Origin of the sequence: Mycobacterium sp. IS-1590, assembly GCF_001500025.1 — a bacterium.
GTDB lineage: Bacteria > Actinomycetota > Actinomycetes > Mycobacteriales > Mycobacteriaceae > Mycobacterium.
Window position 1 is genome coordinate 455813 of the sequence record NZ_LQIW01000012.1, and the last position, 20627, is coordinate 476439.

Here is a 20627-nt window from a genome sequence, read left to right on the forward strand (position 1 = left end):
AGATCGCTCACTGCGCCTCCCCCAGGATCCGCGGCACCGCGAACCGACCCTCGGCCGCCTTGGGCGCCTGGTCCAACGCCTCCTCCTGCGTCAGGCACGGCTCGACCGTGTCCGGCCGGAACACGTTGACGTCGGTGAGCGGGTTGCCGGTGGGTTTGACCCCCTCGACGTCGACGGACTGAATCTGGCTGACGTGACCGAGGATGGCGTCCAGCTGCCCGGCGTAGCTGTCCAGCTCGTCTTCGCTCAGCGCGAGGCGGGCCAGGCGCGCCAGGTGGGCTACCTCGTCTCGGGAGATCTGCGACACGACAAGCAAGCCTAGTCATCACGATTGCGGCCGCCGAGGCCGGAATGCCCACCCCGGCGCTCTGTGCAACAGTGTTGCGCGTGCCTACGTACCTGCTGCGGGTCCAGCTAGAGGACCGGCCCGGCAGCCTCGGCTCCCTGGCCGTGGCGCTCGGGTCGGTGGGCGCCGACATTCTGTCGCTCGACGTGGTGGAGCGGTCGGCCGGTTACGCCGTCGACGATCTGGTCGTCGAGCTGCCCGCGGGCGCGATGCCCGACATGCTGATCACCGCCGCCGAGCAGATCAAAGGTGTCTACGTCGACTCCATCCGTCCGCACACCGGGCTGCTCGAGGCGCACCGCGAACTCGAACTCATCGACCACATCGCGGCTGCGCCCCGCAACAGCAAGCTGCAGGTCCTCGCCGACGAAGCGCCTCGGGTGTTGCGCGTGGGCTGGACCTCGGTCGTGCGGTTGACCGACGACGGGCCGCAACGTCTGGTCGGCAGCTCCGGGGCGCCCGAGACCCAGGTCAAAGAGACGCCGTGGCTGCCGCTCGACCACGCCGAGGCGCTCGACGGTGACGCCGCGTGGGTGCCGCAGGTGTGGCGCGACATGGCGACCACGCTGGCCGCCGCCCCCCTCGGCGACCCGCGCACCGCGGTGGTGCTGGGCCGGCCAGGCGGGCCGCTGTTCCGGCCGTCCGAGGTCGCCAGGCTGGGTTACCTGGCGGGGATCGTCGCGACGATTCTGCGCTGACCGCGACGAAACCGTTGCACCGGAACGGAACTCGTCAACCGCCGGCAGGTACCGGCCAGCGGTCGTTGACGTCGGCGTTGGTGTCCTTTCGGGCGCAGTGCGCGCAGCAGAACATCGCTTCCTCGGTTTCGATGCCGTGCCCGAGGATTCGGCACCCGCAGTGCGCACACTCCGGGGCCAGCTGTACAGCCGCGCACTCGACGCTGTCGAACGTCGCGCTGTGGCCGTCCGGCCATGTCACGGTGAACGCCTTGTCGTAGTCGTTGCCACAGGTATCGCAGATCGCCATCACAACTCCTTGTCGATTCGCCCAGTCGAGTGCCCGGTGGGCGGGTCGCACAAACGCGGTGGCGCCCAGTCGGGCAGCGACCTCAGATCCCGTCGGGTCCGTTCTCCAGCAGCCGGGTGAAACCGTCCTCACCAAGGATCGGCACCCCCAGTTCGACGGCCTTGTCGTACTTGGACCCCGGGGAATCGCCTGCGACCACGTATGCGGTCTTCTTGGATACGGAGCCGGCCGCCTTGCCGCCGCGCGCGACGATCGCCTCTTTGGCCTCGTCACGCGAGTAGCCAGTCAGCGACCCGGTGACGACGATCGACAACCCCTCCAATGTGCGTTCGATGCTGGCGTCGCGCTCGTCGGCCATCCGCACGCCCGCGGCACGCCATTTGTCGACGATCGCGCGGTGCCAGTCGACGGTGAACCACTCCGTCACCGCGGCGGCGATCGTCGGACCCACACCTTCGACGACCGACAGCTCATCTTCCGAAGCGGCCATGACCGCGTCGAGGCTGCCGTACTCGGTGGCCAGGGCTCGGGCCGCCGTCGGCCCGACATGCCGGATCGACAACGCGACCAGCACCCGCCACAGCGGCTGGGATTTCGCCTTGTTCAGGTTGGCCAGCAAGCGTTTCCCGTTCGCCGACAGCTGTCCGCTCTTGGTGGTGAACAGGTCGGTGCGCAGCAGGTCGTCTTCGGTCAGCGTGAACAGGTCGCCCTCGTCGGTGATGACGCCGGCCTGCAGCAGAGCCGTACCCGCCTCGTAGCCCAGTCCCTCGATGTCGAACGCACCGCGGCCGGCGACGTGAAACACGCGCTCGCGCAACTGCGCTGGACAGGACCGGGTGTTGGGGCAGCGGATGTCGGCGTCGCCCTCCTTCGCGGGCGCGAGCTTGGTTCCGCACTCGGGACAGTGGGTCGGCATCACGAACTCGCGTTCGGAGCCGTCGCGCAGATCGACGACCGGGCCGAGCACCTCGGGAATCACGTCACCCGCCTTGCGGATGACCACCGTGTCGCCGATGAGCACGCCTTTGCGCTTGACCTCCGAGGCGTTGTGCAGCGTGGCCTGGCTGACCGTCGACCCGGCCACCTTGACCGGCTCCATCCACGCGAACGGCGTGACCCGGCCGGTGCGCCCGACGTTGACCTTGATGTCGAGCAGTTTGGTCTGCGCCTCCTCGGGCGGGAACTTGTAGGCGATGGCCCAGCGTGGCGCCCGGGATGTGGAACCGAGCCTGCGCTGCAGCGCGACATCGTCGACTTTGACCACCACGCCGTCGATTTCGTGCTCGACGTCGTGGCGGTGTTCGCCCCAGTAGGCGATGCGCTCGGTGACAGCGTCGATCCCCTTGACCTGGGCGGTGTGCTCGGAGACCGGCAGCCCCCAGGCCGCCAGTGCCAGATAGGCGTCATGCAGCGTCTTGGGCCGAAAGGCCTCGGCATGGCCCACACCGTGGCAGATCATCCGCAGCTTGCGACGCGCGGTGACGGCCGGGTTCTTCTGCCGCAGCGAGCCCGCCGCGCTGTTGCGCGGATTGGCGAACGGCGGCTTGCCGTCGGCGACCAGGCCGGCGTTGAGTTCCTCGAAGTCGGCCACCCGGAAGAACACCTCGCCACGCACCTCGAGAACCTTCGGCTGCGGGAATTCGTCACTGTCTCTGAGCTTTTCGGGAATATCGCCGATGGTGCGGGCATTCAGCGTGACGTCCTCACCGGTGCGGCCGTCACCTCGGGTGGCCGCCCGCTCCAGCCGGCCGTCGCGGTACACCAGGGACAGGGCGACCCCGTCGATCTTGAGCTCGCACAGGAAGTGCGCGTCCTGCAGCACGTTTGGGCCGATCTCGCCCTTGAGCCGCCCCGCCCATGCCGCGAGCTCGTCGGGTGTGAACGCGTTGTCCAGGCTGAGCATGCGCTCGAGGTGCTCGGCGGGGGTGAAGTCGGTGGCGAAGCCGGCCCCACCCACCAACTGGGTCGGTGAGTCCGGGGTACGCAGTTCGGGATGGTCCTCCTCGAGGGCCTCCAGTTCGCGAAGCAGCGCGTCGAATTCGGCGTCGGTGATGATCGGTGAGTCACGCACGTAGTAGCGGAATTGGTGCTCACGCACCTCGTCGGCGAGCTCTTGCCAGCGGCGACGCACGTCGGCGTCGGGGGCGTCGTCGGCCTGTGCGGCCAGCGCGTCTTCCGCACCCTTGGAGGTCACCTTCGCAGGCTAACCGAGCGGCCCGACAGCGCCGCACCGTTACCCTGACCCCATGCCGCACCCGATCATGTTCCGCGACGACGACCCGGTTCTGGCGCGGGTCCGGGCTGCGGCGTTGGCGTACCCCGAGGCTTACGAGAAGGTCTCGCACGGACGGCCCGCCTTCTTCGCCGTCAAGATGTTCGCCATGTACGGCGGCAGCGTCAAACCGCCGACCAAGGGCGACTACCTCCAGTACCCGCAGTCGATCCTGGTCAAGGTCGACGAGAGCGAACGACGGGCGCTGCTGCAGGACGCCCGGATCTTCTGCCCCGCCTACCTCGGACCGTCGGGGTGGCTCGGGCTCGACCTGTCGGCCGGGACCCTCGACTGGGACGAGGTGCGAGAGCTGATCGATGCGTCGTTTCGGTTGACAGCGCCCAGGAAACTCGTCAAACAACTCGACGAAGTCTGAACAGGTAGCCGAGAGGCCATGAATCGATCGGAGACGCGATGAGTTTCGCGAGCCCCTTCCCCGAGGTCGACATCCCGTCCACCACTGTCTACGACTACCTGTTCGGTGGTATCGCCGAAGACGACCTCGACCGCGTCGCGCTCGTCGACGCGAAGTCGGGGCGGGAGACGACCTACCGCGAGACGATCGCGCGCATCGACGCGTTCGCGGGCGCGCTCGCCGGGCGCGGGATCGGGGTCGGCGATGTGGTCGGCCTGCTCTCGCCGAACAGTTCCGGGTTCGCGGTCGCATTCCACGGCATCCTGCGTGCGGGTGCGACCGCCACGACCATCAACGCGTTGTTCACGGCCAAGGACATCGCCAAGCAGTTGACCGACTCGAACGCCAAAATGCTCGTGACGGTGTCGCCGCTGCTGGCCCATGCCGAGGAAGCGGCGGCGGCGGTCGGCATTGCCGACGACCTACTTGTCGTGCTCGACGGCCCCGGCCTGGCCGCCGACGGGCATCCCAACGCCGCCGACCTCATGGGTCCGGGCCACCCGCCGCCGCGGGTGAGCTTCGCGCCCTCGTCGCACCTGGCGGTGCTGCCCTACAGCTCGGGGACCACCGGAAACCCCAAGGGCGTCATGCTCACCCACCGCAACCTGGTGGCCAACGTCGCCCAGATCCGCCCGCTGCACGGCATGGTCGCCGACGACACCGTGCTGGCCGTTCTCCCGTTCTTCCACATCTACGGGATGACCGTGCTGCTCAACGCGGCACTGCACGCCCGGGCCCGCTTGGTCATCATGCCGAGCTTCGATCTCGGCGACTTTCTGGGCAACATCGCCAACCACGCCTGCACCATCGCGTTCATCGCGCCGCCCGTCGCCGTCGCGCTGGCCAAACATCCGCTGGTCGACGACTTCGATCTGTCCTCGCTGAACGTCATCATGTCGGGTGCTGCCCCCTTGGACGCCGACCTCGGCCACGCCGTCGCCGAACGTCTGGGCTGCCGCGTGGTCCAGGGCTACGGCATGAGCGAGCTCAGCCCCGTCAGCCACATCACGCCGTTCGACGGCGGCCGGCACGAGATGAACATGGAGGCCCCGCTCAGCTCGGTCGGCTGGACGGTGTCGAACGCCGCGTCCAAGATCGTCAACCCTGAAACCGGAGACGAGATCGACCCGCCGACAGAGGGTCTCAGCGAAACCGGCGAATTGCTGTTCAAGGGCCCCAACGTGATGGCGGGTTACCTCGGCAACGAGAAGGCCACCAAGGAGACCATCGACGACCAGGGCTGGTTGCACACCGGTGACCTCGCACAGGTGGACGCCGACGGCTGCGTCTACATCGTCGACCGGCTCAAGGAACTGATCAAGTACAAGGGCTACCAGGTCCCACCCGCCGAACTGGAGGCCGTGCTGCTCAGCCACCCCGACATCTCCGACGCAGCCGTCGTCGGAGTCGTCGACGCCGAGGGTGAAGAGGTGCCGAAGGCGTTCGTGGTCAAGCGATCTGGAGCCGATCTGACCGAGGAGCAGGTGATCGAGTTCGTCGCGGGCGAGGTGGCTCCCTATAAGAAGGTCCGCCAGGTGGCGTTCATCGATGCGGTGCCGAAGTCGGCGTCCGGCAAGATCCTGCGCAAGGATCTGCGCGGCTGATCAGGATCGCCCGATCCGTTCCGCGGCCTGCGCCGCGCGGGCCTGCCGGTAGCCCAGCGCGGCGCCCGCGACGGGGATCAGCAGCAACCCGGCCAGACCCCACAGCGGGTCGCTGGTCCCTGCGCCGGGCGCGACGACGAACTGGCGCACCGCCGCGGGCGGAGTGGCCACTGCGTCCAACGGAGTCGGGGACAGCGGGGTCGGCGAGAGCGGCGGCGGAAGGACCGGTAGCGCCGGTACCGCTCCCGGCGCTGGGAGTTCTGTTGACGGCCAACGGGTTTCGGTCTGCGGGTAGCGGCTCTGCGGGGCGCGCCCGTTACCGATCGTTACCTGGGGCGGTTCGAACGCGGAGGCCGGCGCATTCGCGGCACCGGAGCCGCCAGAGGCAACCGGGCCACCCGTCACCGCGATGGCCGCGGGCGCTTCGACGGGAGGCGCCGCGGCGGCCGACCGGTTCGCCGATGCGTCAGGCGTGGCCGCGCGACTCGACGATGCTGTGCGGCTGGCCGATGCGTCGGGCGGCGCGGCGCGACTGGCCGATTCAGGGCCGGCAGCAGCGGCCGACCGGTTACTCGACGACGGCTGCGCGAGGTCTTCGCGGCCCGATCCGACTCGCGACTCCGGAGCCGCGCCGGGCCCGTTGGTGCCCTCGCTCCGTTTGCTGCCGGCGGGACGTTTGACGTCGCGACGGTCGTTGTCGTGCTTGCCGCTGGCGGATCCGCGGCCATGGTTGCCGCCGCGATCGGCACTGTGTCCCCGATCGGATCCGCGCGAGTCACCGGGGTGGGCGTATGCGAATGCCGCACCCGATCCGCTCACCAGGAGAAATACGGACACCACGCCGGCACCTGCGGCGAGGCGCGGATTCATCCGGACACCATTCCCTTCTCGGCAAAGGCGAGCAACGCCGCCTGCGAAGCATTCTCGCATGGGTAGGCCCGCAATACGAGGTGTCGAGCAGGAACGCCGCAAATTGCCAAGGGAAGCGTCTCGTCACTGATCCTCGACGTGCGCACGCAGTCGGTCGATGGCGCGGTCCCACCGCTGCGACAGCCTCGCCAGATACTCGCCGGCGTCGACAAGAGGTGCCGGCCGCATCCGCCAGATGCGCTCGCGGCCACTGCGCTCGCTGCTCACCAGGCCCGCCGACTCCAACAGCAGCAGGTGTTTGGTTGTTGCTTGCCGGCTGACCGGTATCACCTGGGCGACTTCGCTGGTCGAGCACGGCCCTCCGTCGCACAACCGGGTGACGATGCGCAGGCGGTTCGGATCACCCAGGGCGTTGAAGAACGACGACAGCGGCGCATCCGCCGTCGATGCGCTCACACGGCCTCGCTGACGGCGAGGTACTTGCGCACCAGTTCGGTCTGCGTGGCCCAGCCCTCGCTGTTGCCCTCGAAGGCCGACGACCGGCGGTGCGCGGGTAGTGCGTCGAACCCGGACTCGACGATGCGCAGCAGCACACCCTCGGCCACCTCTTCGAGCGTGAACTCGACCAACGTCGTCGGTTCCTCGGAGACGTCAACGCCTTCCTCGACCCCGTAGGGGTGCCAGCGGAACGCCAGTCGTCGTGGCGGTTCGACCGCCTCGATGTGCCATGGGTCGGCGGTGCCGGCGTACGGTTGCTGCTGCTTGGCGACGTCGGCGTCGACCGCCGTCGGCGTCATGACGCCGGTGATCGAGGTGCCGGCCACGAAGGGCCCGTCGAAACGCACCCCGAACCATTGGCCGAACTCGTCGGCGTCGCTGATGGCCCGCCAGACGCGGTCGAGCGGTGCCTTCAGCAGAACTTGCTTCTCGATCCGATCGCTACTCATATGCAACCTCCTGGTTGCTTCTGAAGTTAGACGTCGTCAGCGCCAAGCGCAACCTTTTGGTTGCTCTTTTTCTCCAGGGGGCTAGACCGCGTCGGGGTCCTCGGCGAAGACGTCCGCGGCCTTCTGCGCCAGCGCTATCGCGGTGCGCGCCCACTCGGCGGTGGCGCCCGCCAGACCGCATGCCGGCGAGATACCGGCCCGCTCCTTAAGCACGGATCGGGCGAAACCGAGTCGGTCGGTCAGCGACACCGCGGCCTTGACGATCTCCTCGGCCGACGGACGGCTCTGCGGCGCCGTCGACGGCACCACGCCGAACACCACCGTGCGATCGGAGTCGACGAACTCCCCCACACCGTCGAGATCATCGGTCACCAGAGTGGACACATCAACGGAAACTGCATCGATACGACTGCGCTGCAACACATTCCACGGCACACCTGATGCGCAGCTGTGCACGGCCACTGGGACGCGCACCGCGGCGACACACTCGTCGAGCAAGCCGATCGCCACCGCCTCGTCGACGGCGTGCACCGGAGTCAAACTCGTCACCCCGGTCAGCCGGCCTTCGAGCGCAGCGGCCAACAGCGGTTCGTCGAGTTGGACGACGACCGCCGCGTCCAGTCTGCGACCGACATGCGCGCAGTGCGCGGCTACCCCTTCGGCCAGCGAGGCGGTGAGGTCGCGCACCGCGCCCGAATCTGTCAGCGCGCGATGACCGTTGGCGAGCTCGAGCTGCGCCGCCAACGTCACCGGACCCGGCGCCTGCACCTTGACCGTGCGACCACCGTCGCGCAAACCCGCTTTCTCCCAGGCTTCTTCGAGCGCGTCAAGGTCCTCCTCGAGCAGGCTCTTCGCCCGTCTGAGCACCGCAGTACGGCCCGCCGCGATCCGATATCCGCGAGGCACGGTGTCCATGCTGATGTCGACCAGAATCGCGCCGGCCCGACCGATCATGTCGGCGCCCACGCCGCGGTTCGGCAGTTCCACCAGATGCGGCAAGGTCTGCAGTTCTCCGACGACGACCTCGGCAGCCTCGCGCGCCGACGTTCCGGGCCAGGACCCGATGCCCGTGGCTGCGGCGAAAGCACTCACTCGTTCGACAGTATTCGATCGGGCTAGTCTCATCTCAAAAGGGTTGGGGAAGGACAGGCCATGCCCGCAGCGCTTCGGTCGCTCGCGCCGTGGTGCGTGGCGGTCGCGATCACGTCGGGATGCACGCAGGTCGTCGACGGGCACGCGCTGCGGGCGACACCCGGCATCGACGACGGGTCGCTGTCGCCGGTCGACGTGGAGACCATCATGCTCGACCAGTCGCAGATGCGCGCAATAACCGGCGCCGGCGAGGATCTCACGATCATCCCGACCATGGACGGCAAGATCCCGGTCGACATCGATCCGCTCGCCGAAACCACTCCCCTGCAGTGTCAATGGATCTTCGCCGAGACCCAGGTCTTCGGGCCCGACGTCGAGGAGTTCCACAAGACCACGTTCCAGCACCCACCCGAGGGTGGATTGATCTCCGAGGGTGCTGCGGCCTATCGCGACACGGCTGCGGCCCGGCGGGCGTTCGACTCGCTTGTCACCCTGGTCGACGGTTGTGGCGCAACGCCTTTGGGGCCGATGTTCGTCGGCGAGTGGAGGGTGGGCACCGACACTCTGCAGACCCGGCCGTCGGGTGACTGCGGCCGCGACTACCGCGTGAAGTCGGTCGTGCTGGTGGAAGTGACCGCGTGCCGGTTCCCCGAGTCGGTGCCCGAGATCGTCATGGCCAACATCTTGGCCAACGTTCCCGGATAGCTACCGGGTGATCGTCGCGCTGCCCAGCACCTCGTCGCCGGCCGGGTCGGGGCGGTACAGCACCATCGTCTGCCCGGGAGCCACCCCGCGCAGGGGCGCGCGCAGCTCGACGACGATCCGGCCGTCGCGCAGTTCGGCCACGCCGTCTCCGAGGCCACCGTGCGCGCGGACCTGCACCTGGCATTCGACCGGGCCCGAAGGGGCGACACCACAGGTGAAGACCGGCCGCTCACCGGTCAGGGTCCACACGTCGAGGTCCTCGGCGCCACCGACCCGCACGGTCGCGGTTTGCGGGTCGATCCCCGTCACATAGCGCGGCTGTCCGTCCGCCCCCGGTCCGGCGATGCCCAGACCCTTGCGCTGTCCCACCGTGAATCCGTGCACGCCGTCGTGCTCGGCGAGGACCGTGCCTGCGGCGTCGACGACCGAGCCGCGTCGCACGCCGATCCTGGCCCCGAGAAACGCACGGGTGTCACCGCTGGGAATGAAGCAGATGTCGTGGCTGTCCGGCTTGTCGGCGACCGCGAGCCCGCGACGCGCTGCCTCCTCACGGATCTGCGGCTTGGGGGTGTCGCCGACCGGGAACACCGCGTGCCGCAGCTGCGCGGCGGTCAGCACCGCGAGCACGTACGACTGGTCTTTGGCGGCATCGACCGCCCGGCGCAGTCGACCGTCCGACAGCCGCGCGTAGTGTCCGGTGGCCACGGCGTCGAAACCGAGAGCCAGCGCGCGAGCGGCCAACGCGGAGAACTTGATCCGCTCGTTGCAGCGCACGCACGGATTCGGGGTCTCGCCGCGGGCGTACGACGACACGAAGTCGTCGATGACGTCCTCTTTGAACTTGTCCGCGAAATCCCAGACGTAGAAAGGGATGTCGAGAATATCGGCGACCCGACGCGCGTCGCCGGCGTCCTCTTTCGAACAGCAGCCACGCGAGCCGGTGCGCAGTGTGCCCGGAGACGGTGACAGCGCCAGGTGGACACCGACGACATCGTGGCCGGCGTCGACCATCCTGGCGGCGGCGACCGAGGAGTCCACACCGCCACTCATGGCCACCAGTACCCGCACTACTCGATCACTCCCGAACTTGCCAGCGCGGCCTGCCGGGCCCGTTCGACCGCAGCGGGCAGCACCGCGAGCGCGGCTTCGACGTCGGCCTCGCTGCTGGTATGTCCCAACGAGAGTCGCAGCGAGCCCCGTGCACTCGCCGGGTCGGCGCCCATCGCGATCAGCACATGTGAGGGCTGCGCGACGCCGGCCGTGCAGGCCGACCCCGTCGAGCACTCGATCCCCTTGGCGTCCAACAACATCAGCAACGCATCACCCTCGCAGCCGCGGAAGGTGAAGTGGCAGTTGCCGGGCAGCCGGGCGGCTCCCGCCGCGCCGTTCACCTCGACGTCGTCGATGGCTGCCACCACACCTTCGATCAGGCGGTCACGAAGCGCCGACACCCGCGCGCCGTTCGTCTCGAGCCCTTCGACCGCGACCCGCGCCGCCGCGGCCATCGCGACCGCACCCGCCACATACGGTGTGCCGGAGCGCACGTCGCGCTCCTGGCCGCCGCCGTGCAGCAGCGGAACGCACGCGGTGTCGCGGCGCAGCAGCAGAGCACCGATCCCGGTGGGGCCACCGAACTTGTGGGCGGCGATGCTCATCGCCGACAGCCCACTTGAGGCGAAGTCGACCGGGATGTGGCCGACGGCCTGCACGGCATCACTGTGCATCGGCACGTCGAATTCTGCTGCCACGGCGGCCAGTTCGGGGATCGGCATGATCGTCCCGACCTCGTTGTTGGCCCACATCACCGACACCAGAGCCACGTCGCCGTGGTCCTGCAACGCCTGCCTCAGCGCCGCCGGCGCCACCGAACCGTCCCTCTCGACGGGCAACCAGGTCACCTCGGCACCCTCGTGCTCGACGCACCACTGGACCGAGTCGAGCACGGCATGGTGCTCGACCGGTGTGGTCACGATCCGCCTGCGGCGCGGATCGGCATGGCGACGGGCCCAGAAGATGCCCTTGACCGCGAGGTTGTCGCTCTCGGTGCCGCCCGCGGTGAAGATCACCTCCGACGGGCGGGCGCCCAGCAGATTGGCCAGCGTCTCGCGCGACTCCTCCATCCGTCGCCGCGCCGTGCGGCCCGTGCCGTGCAACGACGAGGCGTTGCCGACCGTCGCCATCGCGGCCGTCATCGCCTCGATGGCAGCAGGGTGCATCGGGGTGGTGGCGGCGTGATCGAGGTAGACCGGCTGATCCGAGGTCATAACCAGTCCAGAATAGCCGTCGAACCACGGCTCCCCTGATCCGCTCAGGCCACGAGCGCGTGACCCGACGCGTGTGTGGTGGTATCGCCCCGCACCGCGGTCTCGCAGCGATACGCCAGGTCGCGGCGGTCGGTTCCCGGTAGCTGGAGCGACACCACGTGCACCCGCGCGACCGTGCGCTTCGTGGTGACCAGTCGCCGGATCGAGGCGATCAGTGTGTCGTCGCCCACGTAGGCGGCCACGGTCGAGGCGGCGCCGTCGGGGTGGTGGTACGCCAACCGCAACGGCTGGACCGGCCGGCCTGCGTCGATGGCGGCCTGGAACATGGCGGGACGGAAGCGGCCGTACGCCAGTCCGCAGTAGGTGGTGCCCTCGGGGAACGCGATCACGGTATGGCCCGCACCCAGACTGCGGGTGACGGCGCCGACCACCTCGGGCAGGCGCCGCAGGTTCGATCGCTCGATCGGGATCACCTTGAGCAGTCGGGCCAGCAGTCCGAGCCCGGGCCAGCCGACGAGCTCGGATTTGGCGACGAACCGGCCCGGCAGCACCGAGCCGACCACGAAGACATCAACCCAGGAAATGTGGCCGGTGACCACCAGAACACCGCGGAGGTTACGGATCGGGGCTCCGGACACCCTGGTCCGCACACCCAGGCAGTACAGCAGCAGCCGGCAGTAGCTGCGCTGGAGGTGGGATCTGCCAGGGGCCGGAACGGCCAGCATCGGCGCCAGCAGCAGAAGCAGCACGGCCGAGGTGACCCGTACCGCCGCACGGCAGGCGACGATCATCCGGCGTCCCGAACGCCCCGCCCCGACGCAACTCGCATCGCAGGAGGCGCGCGGCACCCAGGTGCCCGGGGTGCTCACGATGCGCTCCCCCCGGTCACCGCGGCGGCGGCCTCCACGGATCTCAGCCTGCGCAGGTAGCGCGTGTCGGCCCGGCGTTTGTCGAGCAACGCCGGAAAGTCGCCCACACCGAAGTCGGGGTCGTGCGCCGGCTCACCGCACACTTGGGCACCGAGCCGCAGATAACCACGCATCAGCGCAGGCATGGCGAGCCGCTCCGGCGGGTCGATGTCGTCGAGCACCTTGCCGTCGACGGTCACCGGCCGGTACGGGTGCACGGTGTAAAGCGTCGGCGCGGCGTGGCGACGACGGACGAAATCGCGGACTCCGCGGATTTGTGCGCCCGGCGGGTAACCGTCGGGTCCGTGGACGGCCACCGACACGCAGCCGGTGACGTAGTCGTACCCGCAGCGATCGAGGTAGGCCAGAATCCCGGCCCACATCAGCAGTACGACGGCTCCGTTACGGTGATCGGCCCGCACCACAGCCCGGCCCATCTCGACCAGTCCCGGCCGCAGTGGATCGAATGCGCGTACATCGAATTCGGTTGCGCTGTAGAGGCTTCCGGCGGCAATGGCACCCGCGGGCGGTAGCATCCGGTAGCAGCCGACGAGTTCGCCGGTGACATCCTCGCGTACCAGCAGGTGGTCGCAGTGCTCGTCGAAGCGGTCGGCGTCCAGACCGCCGGCCGAACCGGCCAGCGCGAATCCGGGCTCAGCGGTGAACACCTCGTGGCGCAGCCGCTGCGCCGCCTCGATGAGCGTGGCGTCCGTCGTCAGCAGCAGGGTGTAGAGCGGGGCGGGCCCTGCAGAACCGGTCCGGCCGCGGTCGATCTCCTCGGGGGCGATGAGTACAGAAGCAGTGCTCATGGCTGCACGGTCGCCCAGCCGCCTCTCCGGGCGGCATCTGATGCATGACGTGTCGATGAGCGCCAAATGACGAATTGCCCCGCCTGGCCGAGCGCTCAGTCGCGCAACGCCACGACGTTGTCTGCGACCGCGTTGCGGGGGGTGCGCACGTGGTTGGCCGGGAAGTCCGGGTCGGCGTACCCGATCGCGAGTCCGCACAGCACCCGCAGCTCTGCGAGGATGTCCAGCTCTTCGCGCAGTACCTCCGGGAAGTGCGCGACCGAAACCTGAACACAGGTGTCGAGACCGCGCTCGGTCAGTGCCAGCACCAGCGTCTGGAGGAACATCCCGACCGCGAGGCTGTCGGCGTGTCCGAGATCACGGTGCATGCAGACCACTCCCGCCACCGGGGCGCCGAAGAACTCGAAGTTGCGCAGCTGTGCGAGACGCCGTCCTTCGGCGTCATCGCGGGCCACCCCCATCGAGCCATAGACCAACGCGCCCAGTTCGTGCCGGAGGGGAGCGAAACTCTCCGGGATGCCCATGGTCGCGGGAAAACCGGCGGAAGCGCGGCCCAGCAGGGCTTCGACGAGTTGGTCGCGACGCGCGCCGGTGGCCAGGAACAGGCGCCACGGCTGAATGTTGGAGTTCGACGGTGCACGCATCGCCAGCTCGAGTGCCTCCTCGAGTAGTTCACGCGGTACGGGCTTGTCGGGCAGGAACTTTCGTGTGCAGTGCCGCTCCCGGATGACCCGGTCCAGGCTGCTCTCGGGCACTGCGGGGGTCATCGTCGCGCCAGCCAATCCGCGAAGTGCGTCCCGGCGATGACGGCGGCCTCGCCGGTCACCAGGCTCTGCTGGTCCAGCGGGGTGCCGAAATAGGTTGCTTCGGTGCTGATCACGACGGGCCGCTCGTCACCGCGTTTGGCCAGCACCGCACCGGCGAGCTCGGCGAACGGGATCTTGTCGGGGCCGCCGACGTCGATGTGGCCCTGGCTCGGGGCCGCGACGGCTGCGCGGGCCACCTCGGCGGCGACCTCGTCGGCCGCGATCGGCTGGATCAGCGCATCGGGTGCCCGCACTTCGCCGTTGTCACTCAGCGAATCGGTGATGGCCTCGGCGAATTCGTGGAACTGCGTGGCGCGCACGATGCTGTACGGCAACCCGGAGTTTCTGATGATCCGCTCCTGCGCGACTTTGGCCCGCAGATAACCGCTTTCGGGGAGGCCGTCGACGCCGACGATGGACAGCGCCACGTAGTGACCCACCCGAGCGGCTGCCGCGGCGCGTACCAGGTTCGTCGTCGACCGCGTGAAGAAGTCCATGACCGCGTCGTCCTCGAACGATGGCGAATTGGTCACGTCGATCACCACATCCGCGCCGGCGACCGCGTCGGCCACCCCGGCGCCGGTCAGCACGTCCAAGCCGGTGGAGCGGGCCGCGGCGACCACCTCGTGGCCTCCCGCGGTGAGCAGCGAAACCACCTTCGAACCGATGAGTCCGGTCGCGCCGATCACGGTGATCTTCATCTCGGAACCTTTCCTCGTGCCTGTCATCACCACACTGGCACTCCGGTGGCGGTGACCGAACCCTTGAAAGTCCGTAGTCCCGAACGCCCCGCGCTCACCCTTGTACGCCCACCGGCCCGCGGCTGGGCATGGCTGAGCGCTCGCGGCACGCAAAAGGCCCCCGGACAGCGTCCGGGGGCCTCGTGCGCGAAAAAACTAGCCCTTACGAGCCTTGACCGCCTCGGTCAGCTGCGGCGTGACCTTGAACAGGTCGCCGACGATGCCGAGGTCGGCGATCTCGAAGATCGGCGCCTCTTCGTCCTTGTTCACCGCGATGATCGTCTTGGACGTCTGCATGCCTGCGCGGTGCTGGATCGCGCCGGAGATGCCCAGGGCGATGTACAGCTGCGGCGAAACCGTCTTGCCGGTCTGACCCACCTGGAACTGGCCCGGGTAGTAGCCGGAGTCGACGGCGGCACGGGACGCGCCGACGGCACCGCCGAGCGAGTCCGCCAGTTCCTCGACCACGCTGAAGTTCTCGGCGCTGCCCACACCGCGGCCGCCGGAGACGACGACCGTTGCCTCGGTCAGCTCCGGGCGGTCGCCCGCGACCGCGGGCTCGCGCTTGGTGATCTTCGTCGCATTCTCGGCCTGGCCGGGCACCTCGACGTTGACGACCTCGCCCGCACCGTCGGCGGGTTCGGCGTCGACGGATCCCGCGCGCAGCGTGATGACCGGAACCTCACCGGTGGTCTCGGCCTCGACGGTGAACGCACCGCCGAAGATCGAGTGAACGCCCACACCACCGTCTTTGACGTCGACGACGTCGGAGAGCACACCGGAACCGATGCGCGCCGCCAACCGGCCGGCGATCTCCTTGCCGTCGGCGTTCGAGGACAGCAGAACACCGGCGGGCGAGGCCGACTCCACCAGGGAAGCCAGCACGTCGACCTGCGGGGTGATCAGGTAGTTCTCCGCGTCGTCGGACTCGGCGACGTAGATCTTGGCCGCGCCGGCGGCCTTCAAGCCGTCGACGAGCGGTTCTGCGGTGCCCGGCGCGCCGACGACGACGGCCGAGGGCTCGCCAAGCTTGCGAGCCGCGGTGATCAACTCCGAGGTGACCTTCTTCAGTGCACCTTCGGCGTGCTCAACGAGCACGAGTACTTCAGCCATGAGTTCTTCTCTCGTCTCTTGTTTCGCAGTCTCGGTGTTCGGCTCTAGATGATCTTTTGAGCGACCAGGTACTCGGCGATCTTGGTTCCGCCGTCACCCTCGTCGGTGACCTTCTCGCCGGCGGTCTTCGGCGGCTTCGGCGTCGACGACAGCACCTTGGAGCCGGCGTTGGCGAGGCCGACCTCATCGGCCTCGACGCCGATCTCGGCAAGCGTGAGCTTGGTGACTTCCTTCTTCTTGGCGGCCATGATGCCCTTGAAGGACGGGAAGCGAGGCTCGTTGATCTTCTCGTTGACGCTGACCACGGCGGGCAGCGCCGCCTCGACGAAGAACACCCCGTCGTCGGTCTCCCGCTCACCGCTGACCTTGCCGTCCTCGACGGTCACCTTCCGCAGATGCGTCAGCTGAGGCAGGCCCAGGTACTCGGCGATGATCGCCGGGACCGCGCCGCCGGTGCCGTCGGTGGCCTCGTTGCCGGCGATGACCAGTTCGGTGCCCTCGATGGTGCCCAGCGCACGCGCCAGAGCCCAACCGGTCTGCACCATGTCCGAGCCGTGCAAGCCCTCGTCGACCAGATGCACGGCCTTGTCGGCGCCCATCGACAGCGCCTTGCGGATCGCCTCCGTGGCGCGCTCGGGGCCGGCCGTCAGCACCGTCACGGTGCTCTCGCCGCCTTCCCTCTCCTTGATGAGCAGCGCTTCCTCGACGGCACGCTCGTTGATCTCGTCGAGCACCGCGTCGGCGGCCTCGCGGTCGAGAGTGAAGTCGCCGTCGGTGAGCTTGCGCTCCGACCAGGTGTCAGGGACCTGTTTGATCAGGACCACGATGTTCGTCATGAGTCTGGTTCGTCCTCCTCGAAGGGACCGATGGTCGGCCCGCAATATCACGCTCTGAGCAACAACCACCATGTTACCGGCGGGTAACTTGTGGCGGTTCGCAGGAACACTGTAGCGGGTCGAAGTTCGTGTTCTAGCAGCACGTAGGGGGTGAACCATTCGTCTGTGGGCCGTTTCACGTTAGCCTGCCTTCCAATGAGCGCTTTTGTTACTGATGGACCGGACCTCCCCCTCACCGGGGAGCGCACGGTTCCGGGACTGGCGGAGGAGAACTACTGGTTCCGCCGCCACGAGGTGGTCTACGAGCAGATGGCCGACCGCTGCGCGGATCGCGACGTGCTCGAGGCCGGCTGCGGCGAGGGGTACGGGGCCAACCTGCTGGCCGACGTGGCCCGCCGCGTGATCGGCCTGGACTACGACGAGTCGACGGTCGCGCACGTACGTGCGCGCTATCCGCGGGTGGACATGCGCCACGGCAACCTGGCGGAGTTGCCGCTCGCCGACGGCTCGGTCGATGTGGTCGTGAACTTCCAGGTCATCGAACACCTCTGGGATCAGGGGCAATTCGTGCGCGAATGCCTGCGTGTGCTGCGGCCCGGCGGGCGGCTGCTGATGTCGACGCCGAACCGGATCACGTTCTCCCCCGGCCGGGACACGCCGATCAACCCGTTCCACACCCGCGAACTCAACGCTGGCGAGCTGACCGAACTTCTGACCACGGAAGGTTTCGCGGTCGAGGGCGTGTCCGGGGTCTTCCACGGACAGCGGCTCGCCGAACTCGACGCCCGACACGGCGGATCGATCATCGACGCCCAGATCGCGCGGGCACTGGCCGATGCGCCGTGGCCCGAGGACCTGCTCGCCGACGTGGCGTCCGTGCGCAGCGACGACTTCGATCTGGTCGACGCGCGCGATCGAAACATCGACGACAGCCTCGATCTGGTCGCGATCGCGGTGCGGTCGTGACTTCCCCGGAGCCCGCCGACCCCGTACCGGGCCTCTTCACGCTCGTCCTCCACACCCACCTGCCCTGGCTGGCTCATCACGGTCGCTGGCCCGTCGGCGAGGAGTGGCTCTATCAGTCATGGTCGGCGTGCTACCTGCCCCTGCTGCGGGTGCTGCGCACGCTGGCCGCCGAAGGCCGTCGCCACCAGCTGACGCTGGGCATGACGCCGGTGGTCACCGCGCAACTGGACGACCCGTACTGCCTGACGGGCATGCACCACTGGCTTGCGAACTGGCAACTGCGCGCGCTCGAAGCAACAACTCTCGGTGATCCGCTGCGACACTTCGGCGTCCGCGAGCACGCCGAGGCCGACCAGGCCCTCGACGACTTCGCGACGCTGTGGGCCCACGGCGGCAGTCCCCTGCTGCGCGAGGTGATCGACGCCGAAACCATCGAACTGCTCGGCGGTCCGCTCGCGCACCCGTTCCAGCCGCTGCTCAACCCGAGGCTGCGGGAATTCGCGCTGCGCGAAGGGCTCGCCGACGCCCGCTTGCGGTTCGCGCACACACCCGTCGGCATCTGGGCCCCCGAATGCGCATATGCACCCGGCATGGAGAACGACTACGCCGCAGCGGGTGTCGGCCACTTCATGGTCGACGGGCCGTCCCTGCACGGCGACACCGCGCTCGGCCGTCCCGTCGCATCGAGTGATGTGATCGCCTTCGGTAGGGATCTGCAAGTCAGCTATCGAGTGTGGTCGCCGAAATCCGGATACCCCGGTCACTCCGCCTACCGCGACTTCCACACCTACGACCACACCACCGGACTCAAGCCGGCCAGGGTCACCGGCCGGAATGTGCCGTCGGAGGCCAAGGCGCCGTACGACCCCGAGCGCGCCGACCGCGCGATCGACGGCCACGTCGCCGATTTCGTCGCAGTGGTCCGGCAACGACTGTGCGACGAGAGCGAACGCATCGGGCGTCCCGCATACGTCATCGCCGCCTTCGACACCGAGTTGTTCGGCCACTGGTGGTACGAGGGCCCGGTCTGGCTCGAACGGGTTCTTCGTGCGCTGCCGCAGGCCGGCGTGCGGGTCGGCACGCTGAGCGACGCCAAGGCCGACGGTTTCGTCGGCTCGCCCGTCGAATTGCCGCCCAGCTCTTGGGGTTCCGGGAAGGACTGGCAGGTGTGGGCCGGTGAGCAGGTCGCCGACCTGGTGCAGTTGAACACCGAGGTCGTCGACACCGCGCTGGCGACCGTCGACAAGGCGCTCGGCGAGACCGACGCTTCGCCGGCACGCAACTTCGTCGCCGACCAGATCCTGCGCGAGACGCTGCTGACCGTCTCGAGCGACTGGCCGTTCATGGTCAGCAAGGATTCAGCCGCGGACTACGCCCGCTACCGTGCGCATCTGCACGCCCACGCCACCCGCGAGATCGCCGACGCCGCGGCGTCCGGTCGCCACGAGCACGCCCAGCGTCTCGCCGAAGGCTGGAACCGCGCCGACGGTCTGTTCGGCGCGCTCGACGCGCGGCGGTTACCGCGATGACCCCGAGCCGTTCTGTGTCAGCTGCGAGCGACCGTGTTTGCACACCGACACGCCGCGAAACCACACCACTGTGCGGTCGCTCGCACCGAGGTGAGCGACCGTGAAAATCCTCATCGTGTCGTGGGAGTATCCGCCGGTCGTGGTCGGCGGGCTCGGCCGACACGTCCATCACCTGGCCACCGCGCTGGCCGAAGCGGGCCACGAGATCGTCGTGCTGAGCCGGCGACCGTCGAACACCGATGCGGGCACGCATCCGACCAGCGACGAGATCGCCGAAGGCGTACGTGTGGTCGCCGCGGCGCACGATCCGCACGAGTTCGATTTCGGTAGCGACATGATGGCCTGGACGTTGGCGATGGCCCATTCAATGGTCCGCACCGGATTGACGCTGAAGTCGCGACGCGGCCGTCCCTGGCGCCCCGATGTCGTGCACGCACACGACTGGCTGGTCGCGCATCCGGCGATCGCTCTGGCCGAATTCTTCGATGTGCCACTGGTATCCACGATCCACGCCACCGAGGCCGGTAGACATTCCGGATGGGTGTCGGGTCGCATCAGCCGACAGGTTCACGCGGTGGAATCCTGGTTGGTGCGCGAATCCGACTCGTTGATCACCTGTTCGGCGTCGATGCGCGACGAGGTCTCGGAGCTGTTCGGGCCGGGGCTGGCCGAGTCGTACGTGATCCGAAACGGAATCGACTGTGGCCGTTGGCCGTTCGCCAAGCGAAAGGAGCGCACCGGTCCGGCCCGGTTGCTGTACCTGGGTCGGCTCGAGTACGAGAAGGGCATCCACGACGCCATCGCCGCGCTCCCCCGCATCAGGCGCACCCACCCGGGTACCACGCTGACGATCGCCGGAGAGGGAACCCAGCTGGACTGGCTTGTCGAGCAGGCACGAAAGCACAAGGTGCTCAGAGCGACCGCGTTCGTCGGACACCTCGACCACGACGCGCTGGTGGACCTGTTGCACACCGCCGACGCGGCCGTACTGCCCAGCCATTACGAGCCGTTCGGCATCGTCGCGCTCGAGGCCGCGGCCACCGGAATCCCCTTGGTGACCTCGAATGTCGGAGGTTTGGGCGAGGCGGTCATCGACGGCGAAACCGGGGCTTCCTATCCGCCGCGCAACGTCACGGCCCTGGCCGCGGCGGTGCGCTCGGTGCTCGATGACCCGCAGGCCGCCCAGCAGCGGGCGATCGCCGCCCGCGAGCGGCTCACCTCGCAGTTCGAATGGCACACGATCGCGGAGGAGACCGCTCAGGTGTACCTGGCCGCCAAACGCCGTGAGCGCGAACCACATCGGCGTCGCCCGATCATCGAACACGCCCTGCCCGGCCGCTGACGGTAGACGTGCCGACTGGCGGGGATCACGGTTTGATCCCCGCCAGTGGCGTTGTGTGTTCGGCTCAGAACAGGCC

General features: G+C 68.5%; 22 protein-coding genes. 7 read left to right on the forward strand and 15 right to left on the reverse strand.

Going from position 1 to position 20627, the window contains the following annotated elements; translation table 11 throughout:
• Positions 1-7: 7 nt before the first annotated feature.
• Positions 8-307: an Asp-tRNA(Asn)/Glu-tRNA(Gln) amidotransferase subunit GatC gene (gene gatC / locus AU197_RS11710; RefSeq protein WP_064402822.1), complete on the reverse strand. Its 300-nt coding sequence runs from the start codon at positions 305-307 to the stop codon at positions 8-10.
• A 71-nt stretch (positions 308-378) separates the two neighbouring features.
• Here gatC and AU197_RS11715 point away from each other — a divergent pair, with 71 nt between their 5' ends.
• Positions 379-1044 carry an ACT domain-containing protein gene (locus AU197_RS11715; RefSeq protein WP_197415515.1) on the forward strand — a complete coding sequence of 222 codons (666 nt, stop codon included), beginning with the start codon at positions 379-381 and terminating at the stop codon, positions 1042-1044.
• Positions 1045-1078: 34 nt separating this feature from the next.
• Here AU197_RS11715 and AU197_RS11720 read toward each other — a convergent pair whose 3' ends face one another.
• On the reverse strand, positions 1079-1333 hold the full coding sequence (locus AU197_RS11720) for a metallothionein (RefSeq protein WP_064402823.1): 255 nt from the start codon (positions 1331-1333) through the stop codon (positions 1079-1081).
• Between the two features lie 82 nt (positions 1334-1415).
• On the reverse strand, positions 1416-3500 hold the full coding sequence (gene ligA, locus AU197_RS11725; RefSeq protein WP_156434388.1) for an NAD-dependent DNA ligase LigA: 2085 nt from the start codon (positions 3498-3500) through the stop codon (positions 1416-1418).
• A 79-nt stretch (positions 3501-3579) separates the two neighbouring features.
• On the opposite strand from ligA, the gene AU197_RS11730 reads away from it, so the two are divergent.
• Together AU197_RS11730 and AU197_RS11735 are read left to right on the forward strand one after the other, a co-directional pair.
• The gene (locus AU197_RS11730; protein WP_064402825.1) at positions 3580-3981 is read left to right on the forward strand and encodes an MmcQ/YjbR family DNA-binding protein; all 402 of its coding nucleotides are present in this window, start codon (positions 3580-3582) and stop codon (positions 3979-3981) included.
• Between the two features lie 38 nt (positions 3982-4019).
• Positions 4020-5624 carry a 4-coumarate--CoA ligase family protein gene (locus AU197_RS11735; RefSeq protein WP_064402826.1) on the forward strand — a complete coding sequence of 535 codons (1605 nt, stop codon included), beginning with the start codon at positions 4020-4022 and terminating at the stop codon, positions 5622-5624.
• Here the strand turns inward: AU197_RS11735 and AU197_RS11740 are convergent, their stop codons facing one another.
• The 4 genes from AU197_RS11740 to AU197_RS11755 all read right to left on the reverse strand — a co-directional run bounded on the left by AU197_RS11740 (position 5625) and on the right by AU197_RS11755 (position 8533).
• Positions 5625-6494 carry a hypothetical protein gene (locus tag AU197_RS11740; RefSeq protein ID WP_064402827.1) on the reverse strand — a complete coding sequence of 290 codons (870 nt, stop codon included), beginning with the start codon at positions 6492-6494 and terminating at the stop codon, positions 5625-5627.
• A 123-nt stretch (positions 6495-6617) separates the two neighbouring features.
• The gene (locus AU197_RS11745; RefSeq protein ID WP_064402828.1) at positions 6618-6950 is read right to left on the reverse strand and encodes an ArsR/SmtB family transcription factor; all 333 of its coding nucleotides are present in this window, start codon (positions 6948-6950) and stop codon (positions 6618-6620) included.
• On the reverse strand, positions 6947-7441 hold the full coding sequence (locus tag AU197_RS11750; protein ID WP_064402829.1) for an SRPBCC family protein: 495 nt from the start codon (positions 7439-7441) through the stop codon (positions 6947-6949). The genes AU197_RS11745 and AU197_RS11750 overlap by 4 nt, the downstream gene beginning before the upstream one ends.
• Before the next feature lie 81 nt (positions 7442-7522).
• Positions 7523-8533: a uroporphyrinogen decarboxylase/cobalamine-independent methonine synthase family protein gene (locus AU197_RS11755; RefSeq protein ID WP_064402830.1), complete on the reverse strand. Its 1011-nt coding sequence runs from the start codon at positions 8531-8533 to the stop codon at positions 7523-7525.
• Between the two features lie 60 nt (positions 8534-8593).
• On the opposite strand from AU197_RS11755, the gene AU197_RS11760 reads away from it, so the two are divergent.
• On the forward strand, positions 8594-9238 hold the full coding sequence (locus tag AU197_RS11760; RefSeq protein WP_064402831.1) for a sensor domain-containing protein: 645 nt from the start codon (positions 8594-8596) through the stop codon (positions 9236-9238).
• Here AU197_RS11760 and mnmA read toward each other — a convergent pair whose 3' ends face one another.
• The 8 genes from mnmA to AU197_RS11800 form a co-directional block, all read right to left on the reverse strand.
• Entirely contained in the window at positions 9239-10306 is a 1068-nt protein-coding gene (gene mnmA, locus AU197_RS11765) for a tRNA 2-thiouridine(34) synthase MnmA (protein WP_064402832.1), read from the reverse strand.
• The gene (locus AU197_RS11770; RefSeq protein ID WP_064402833.1) at positions 10306-11502 is read right to left on the reverse strand and encodes a cysteine desulfurase family protein; all 1197 of its coding nucleotides are present in this window, start codon (positions 11500-11502) and stop codon (positions 10306-10308) included. Before AU197_RS11770 ends, mnmA begins: the two co-directional genes overlap by 1 nt.
• A gap of 44 nt (positions 11503-11546) precedes the next feature.
• On the reverse strand, positions 11547-12371 hold the full coding sequence (locus AU197_RS11775; RefSeq protein WP_064402834.1) for a lysophospholipid acyltransferase family protein: 825 nt from the start codon (positions 12369-12371) through the stop codon (positions 11547-11549).
• Positions 12368-13219: a GNAT family N-acetyltransferase gene (locus tag AU197_RS11780; protein ID WP_064402835.1), complete on the reverse strand. Its 852-nt coding sequence runs from the start codon at positions 13217-13219 to the stop codon at positions 12368-12370. The genes AU197_RS11775 and AU197_RS11780 overlap by 4 nt, the downstream gene beginning before the upstream one ends.
• A 95-nt stretch (positions 13220-13314) precedes the next feature.
• Positions 13315-13986 (reverse strand): nitroreductase, encoded by a 672-nt coding sequence (locus AU197_RS11785; protein ID WP_064402836.1) that lies wholly within the window; start codon positions 13984-13986, stop codon positions 13315-13317.
• Positions 13983-14726, reverse strand: a complete 744-nt coding sequence (locus AU197_RS11790; protein WP_064402895.1) for an SDR family oxidoreductase — start codon at positions 14724-14726, stop codon at positions 13983-13985. The genes AU197_RS11785 and AU197_RS11790 overlap by 4 nt, the downstream gene beginning before the upstream one ends.
• 195 nt (positions 14727-14921) lie before the next feature.
• Complete coding sequence (locus tag AU197_RS11795) at positions 14922-15878, reverse strand: electron transfer flavoprotein subunit alpha/FixB family protein (protein ID WP_064402837.1); 957 nt, start codon at positions 15876-15878, stop codon at positions 14922-14924.
• A gap of 44 nt (positions 15879-15922) precedes the next feature.
• Positions 15923-16714 (reverse strand): electron transfer flavoprotein subunit beta/FixA family protein, encoded by a 792-nt coding sequence (locus tag AU197_RS11800; protein ID WP_064402838.1) that lies wholly within the window; start codon positions 16712-16714, stop codon positions 15923-15925.
• 195 nt (positions 16715-16909) lie between these two features.
• On the opposite strand from AU197_RS11800, the gene AU197_RS11805 reads away from it, so the two are divergent.
• The 3 genes from AU197_RS11805 to AU197_RS11815 all read left to right on the forward strand — a co-directional run bounded on the left by AU197_RS11805 (position 16910) and on the right by AU197_RS11815 (position 20551).
• A complete protein-coding gene (locus tag AU197_RS11805) occupies positions 16910-17680 on the forward strand; it encodes a class I SAM-dependent methyltransferase (RefSeq protein WP_064402839.1) in 771 nt (256 codons plus the stop codon).
• A complete protein-coding gene (locus AU197_RS11810) occupies positions 17677-19209 on the forward strand; it encodes a 1,4-alpha-glucan branching protein domain-containing protein (protein WP_064402840.1) in 1533 nt (510 codons plus the stop codon). Before AU197_RS11805 ends, AU197_RS11810 begins: the two co-directional genes overlap by 4 nt.
• A gap of 100 nt (positions 19210-19309) precedes the next feature.
• The gene (locus AU197_RS11815; RefSeq protein WP_064402841.1) at positions 19310-20551 is read left to right on the forward strand and encodes a glycosyltransferase family 4 protein; all 1242 of its coding nucleotides are present in this window, start codon (positions 19310-19312) and stop codon (positions 20549-20551) included.
• Positions 20552-20627: the final 76 nt, after the last annotated feature.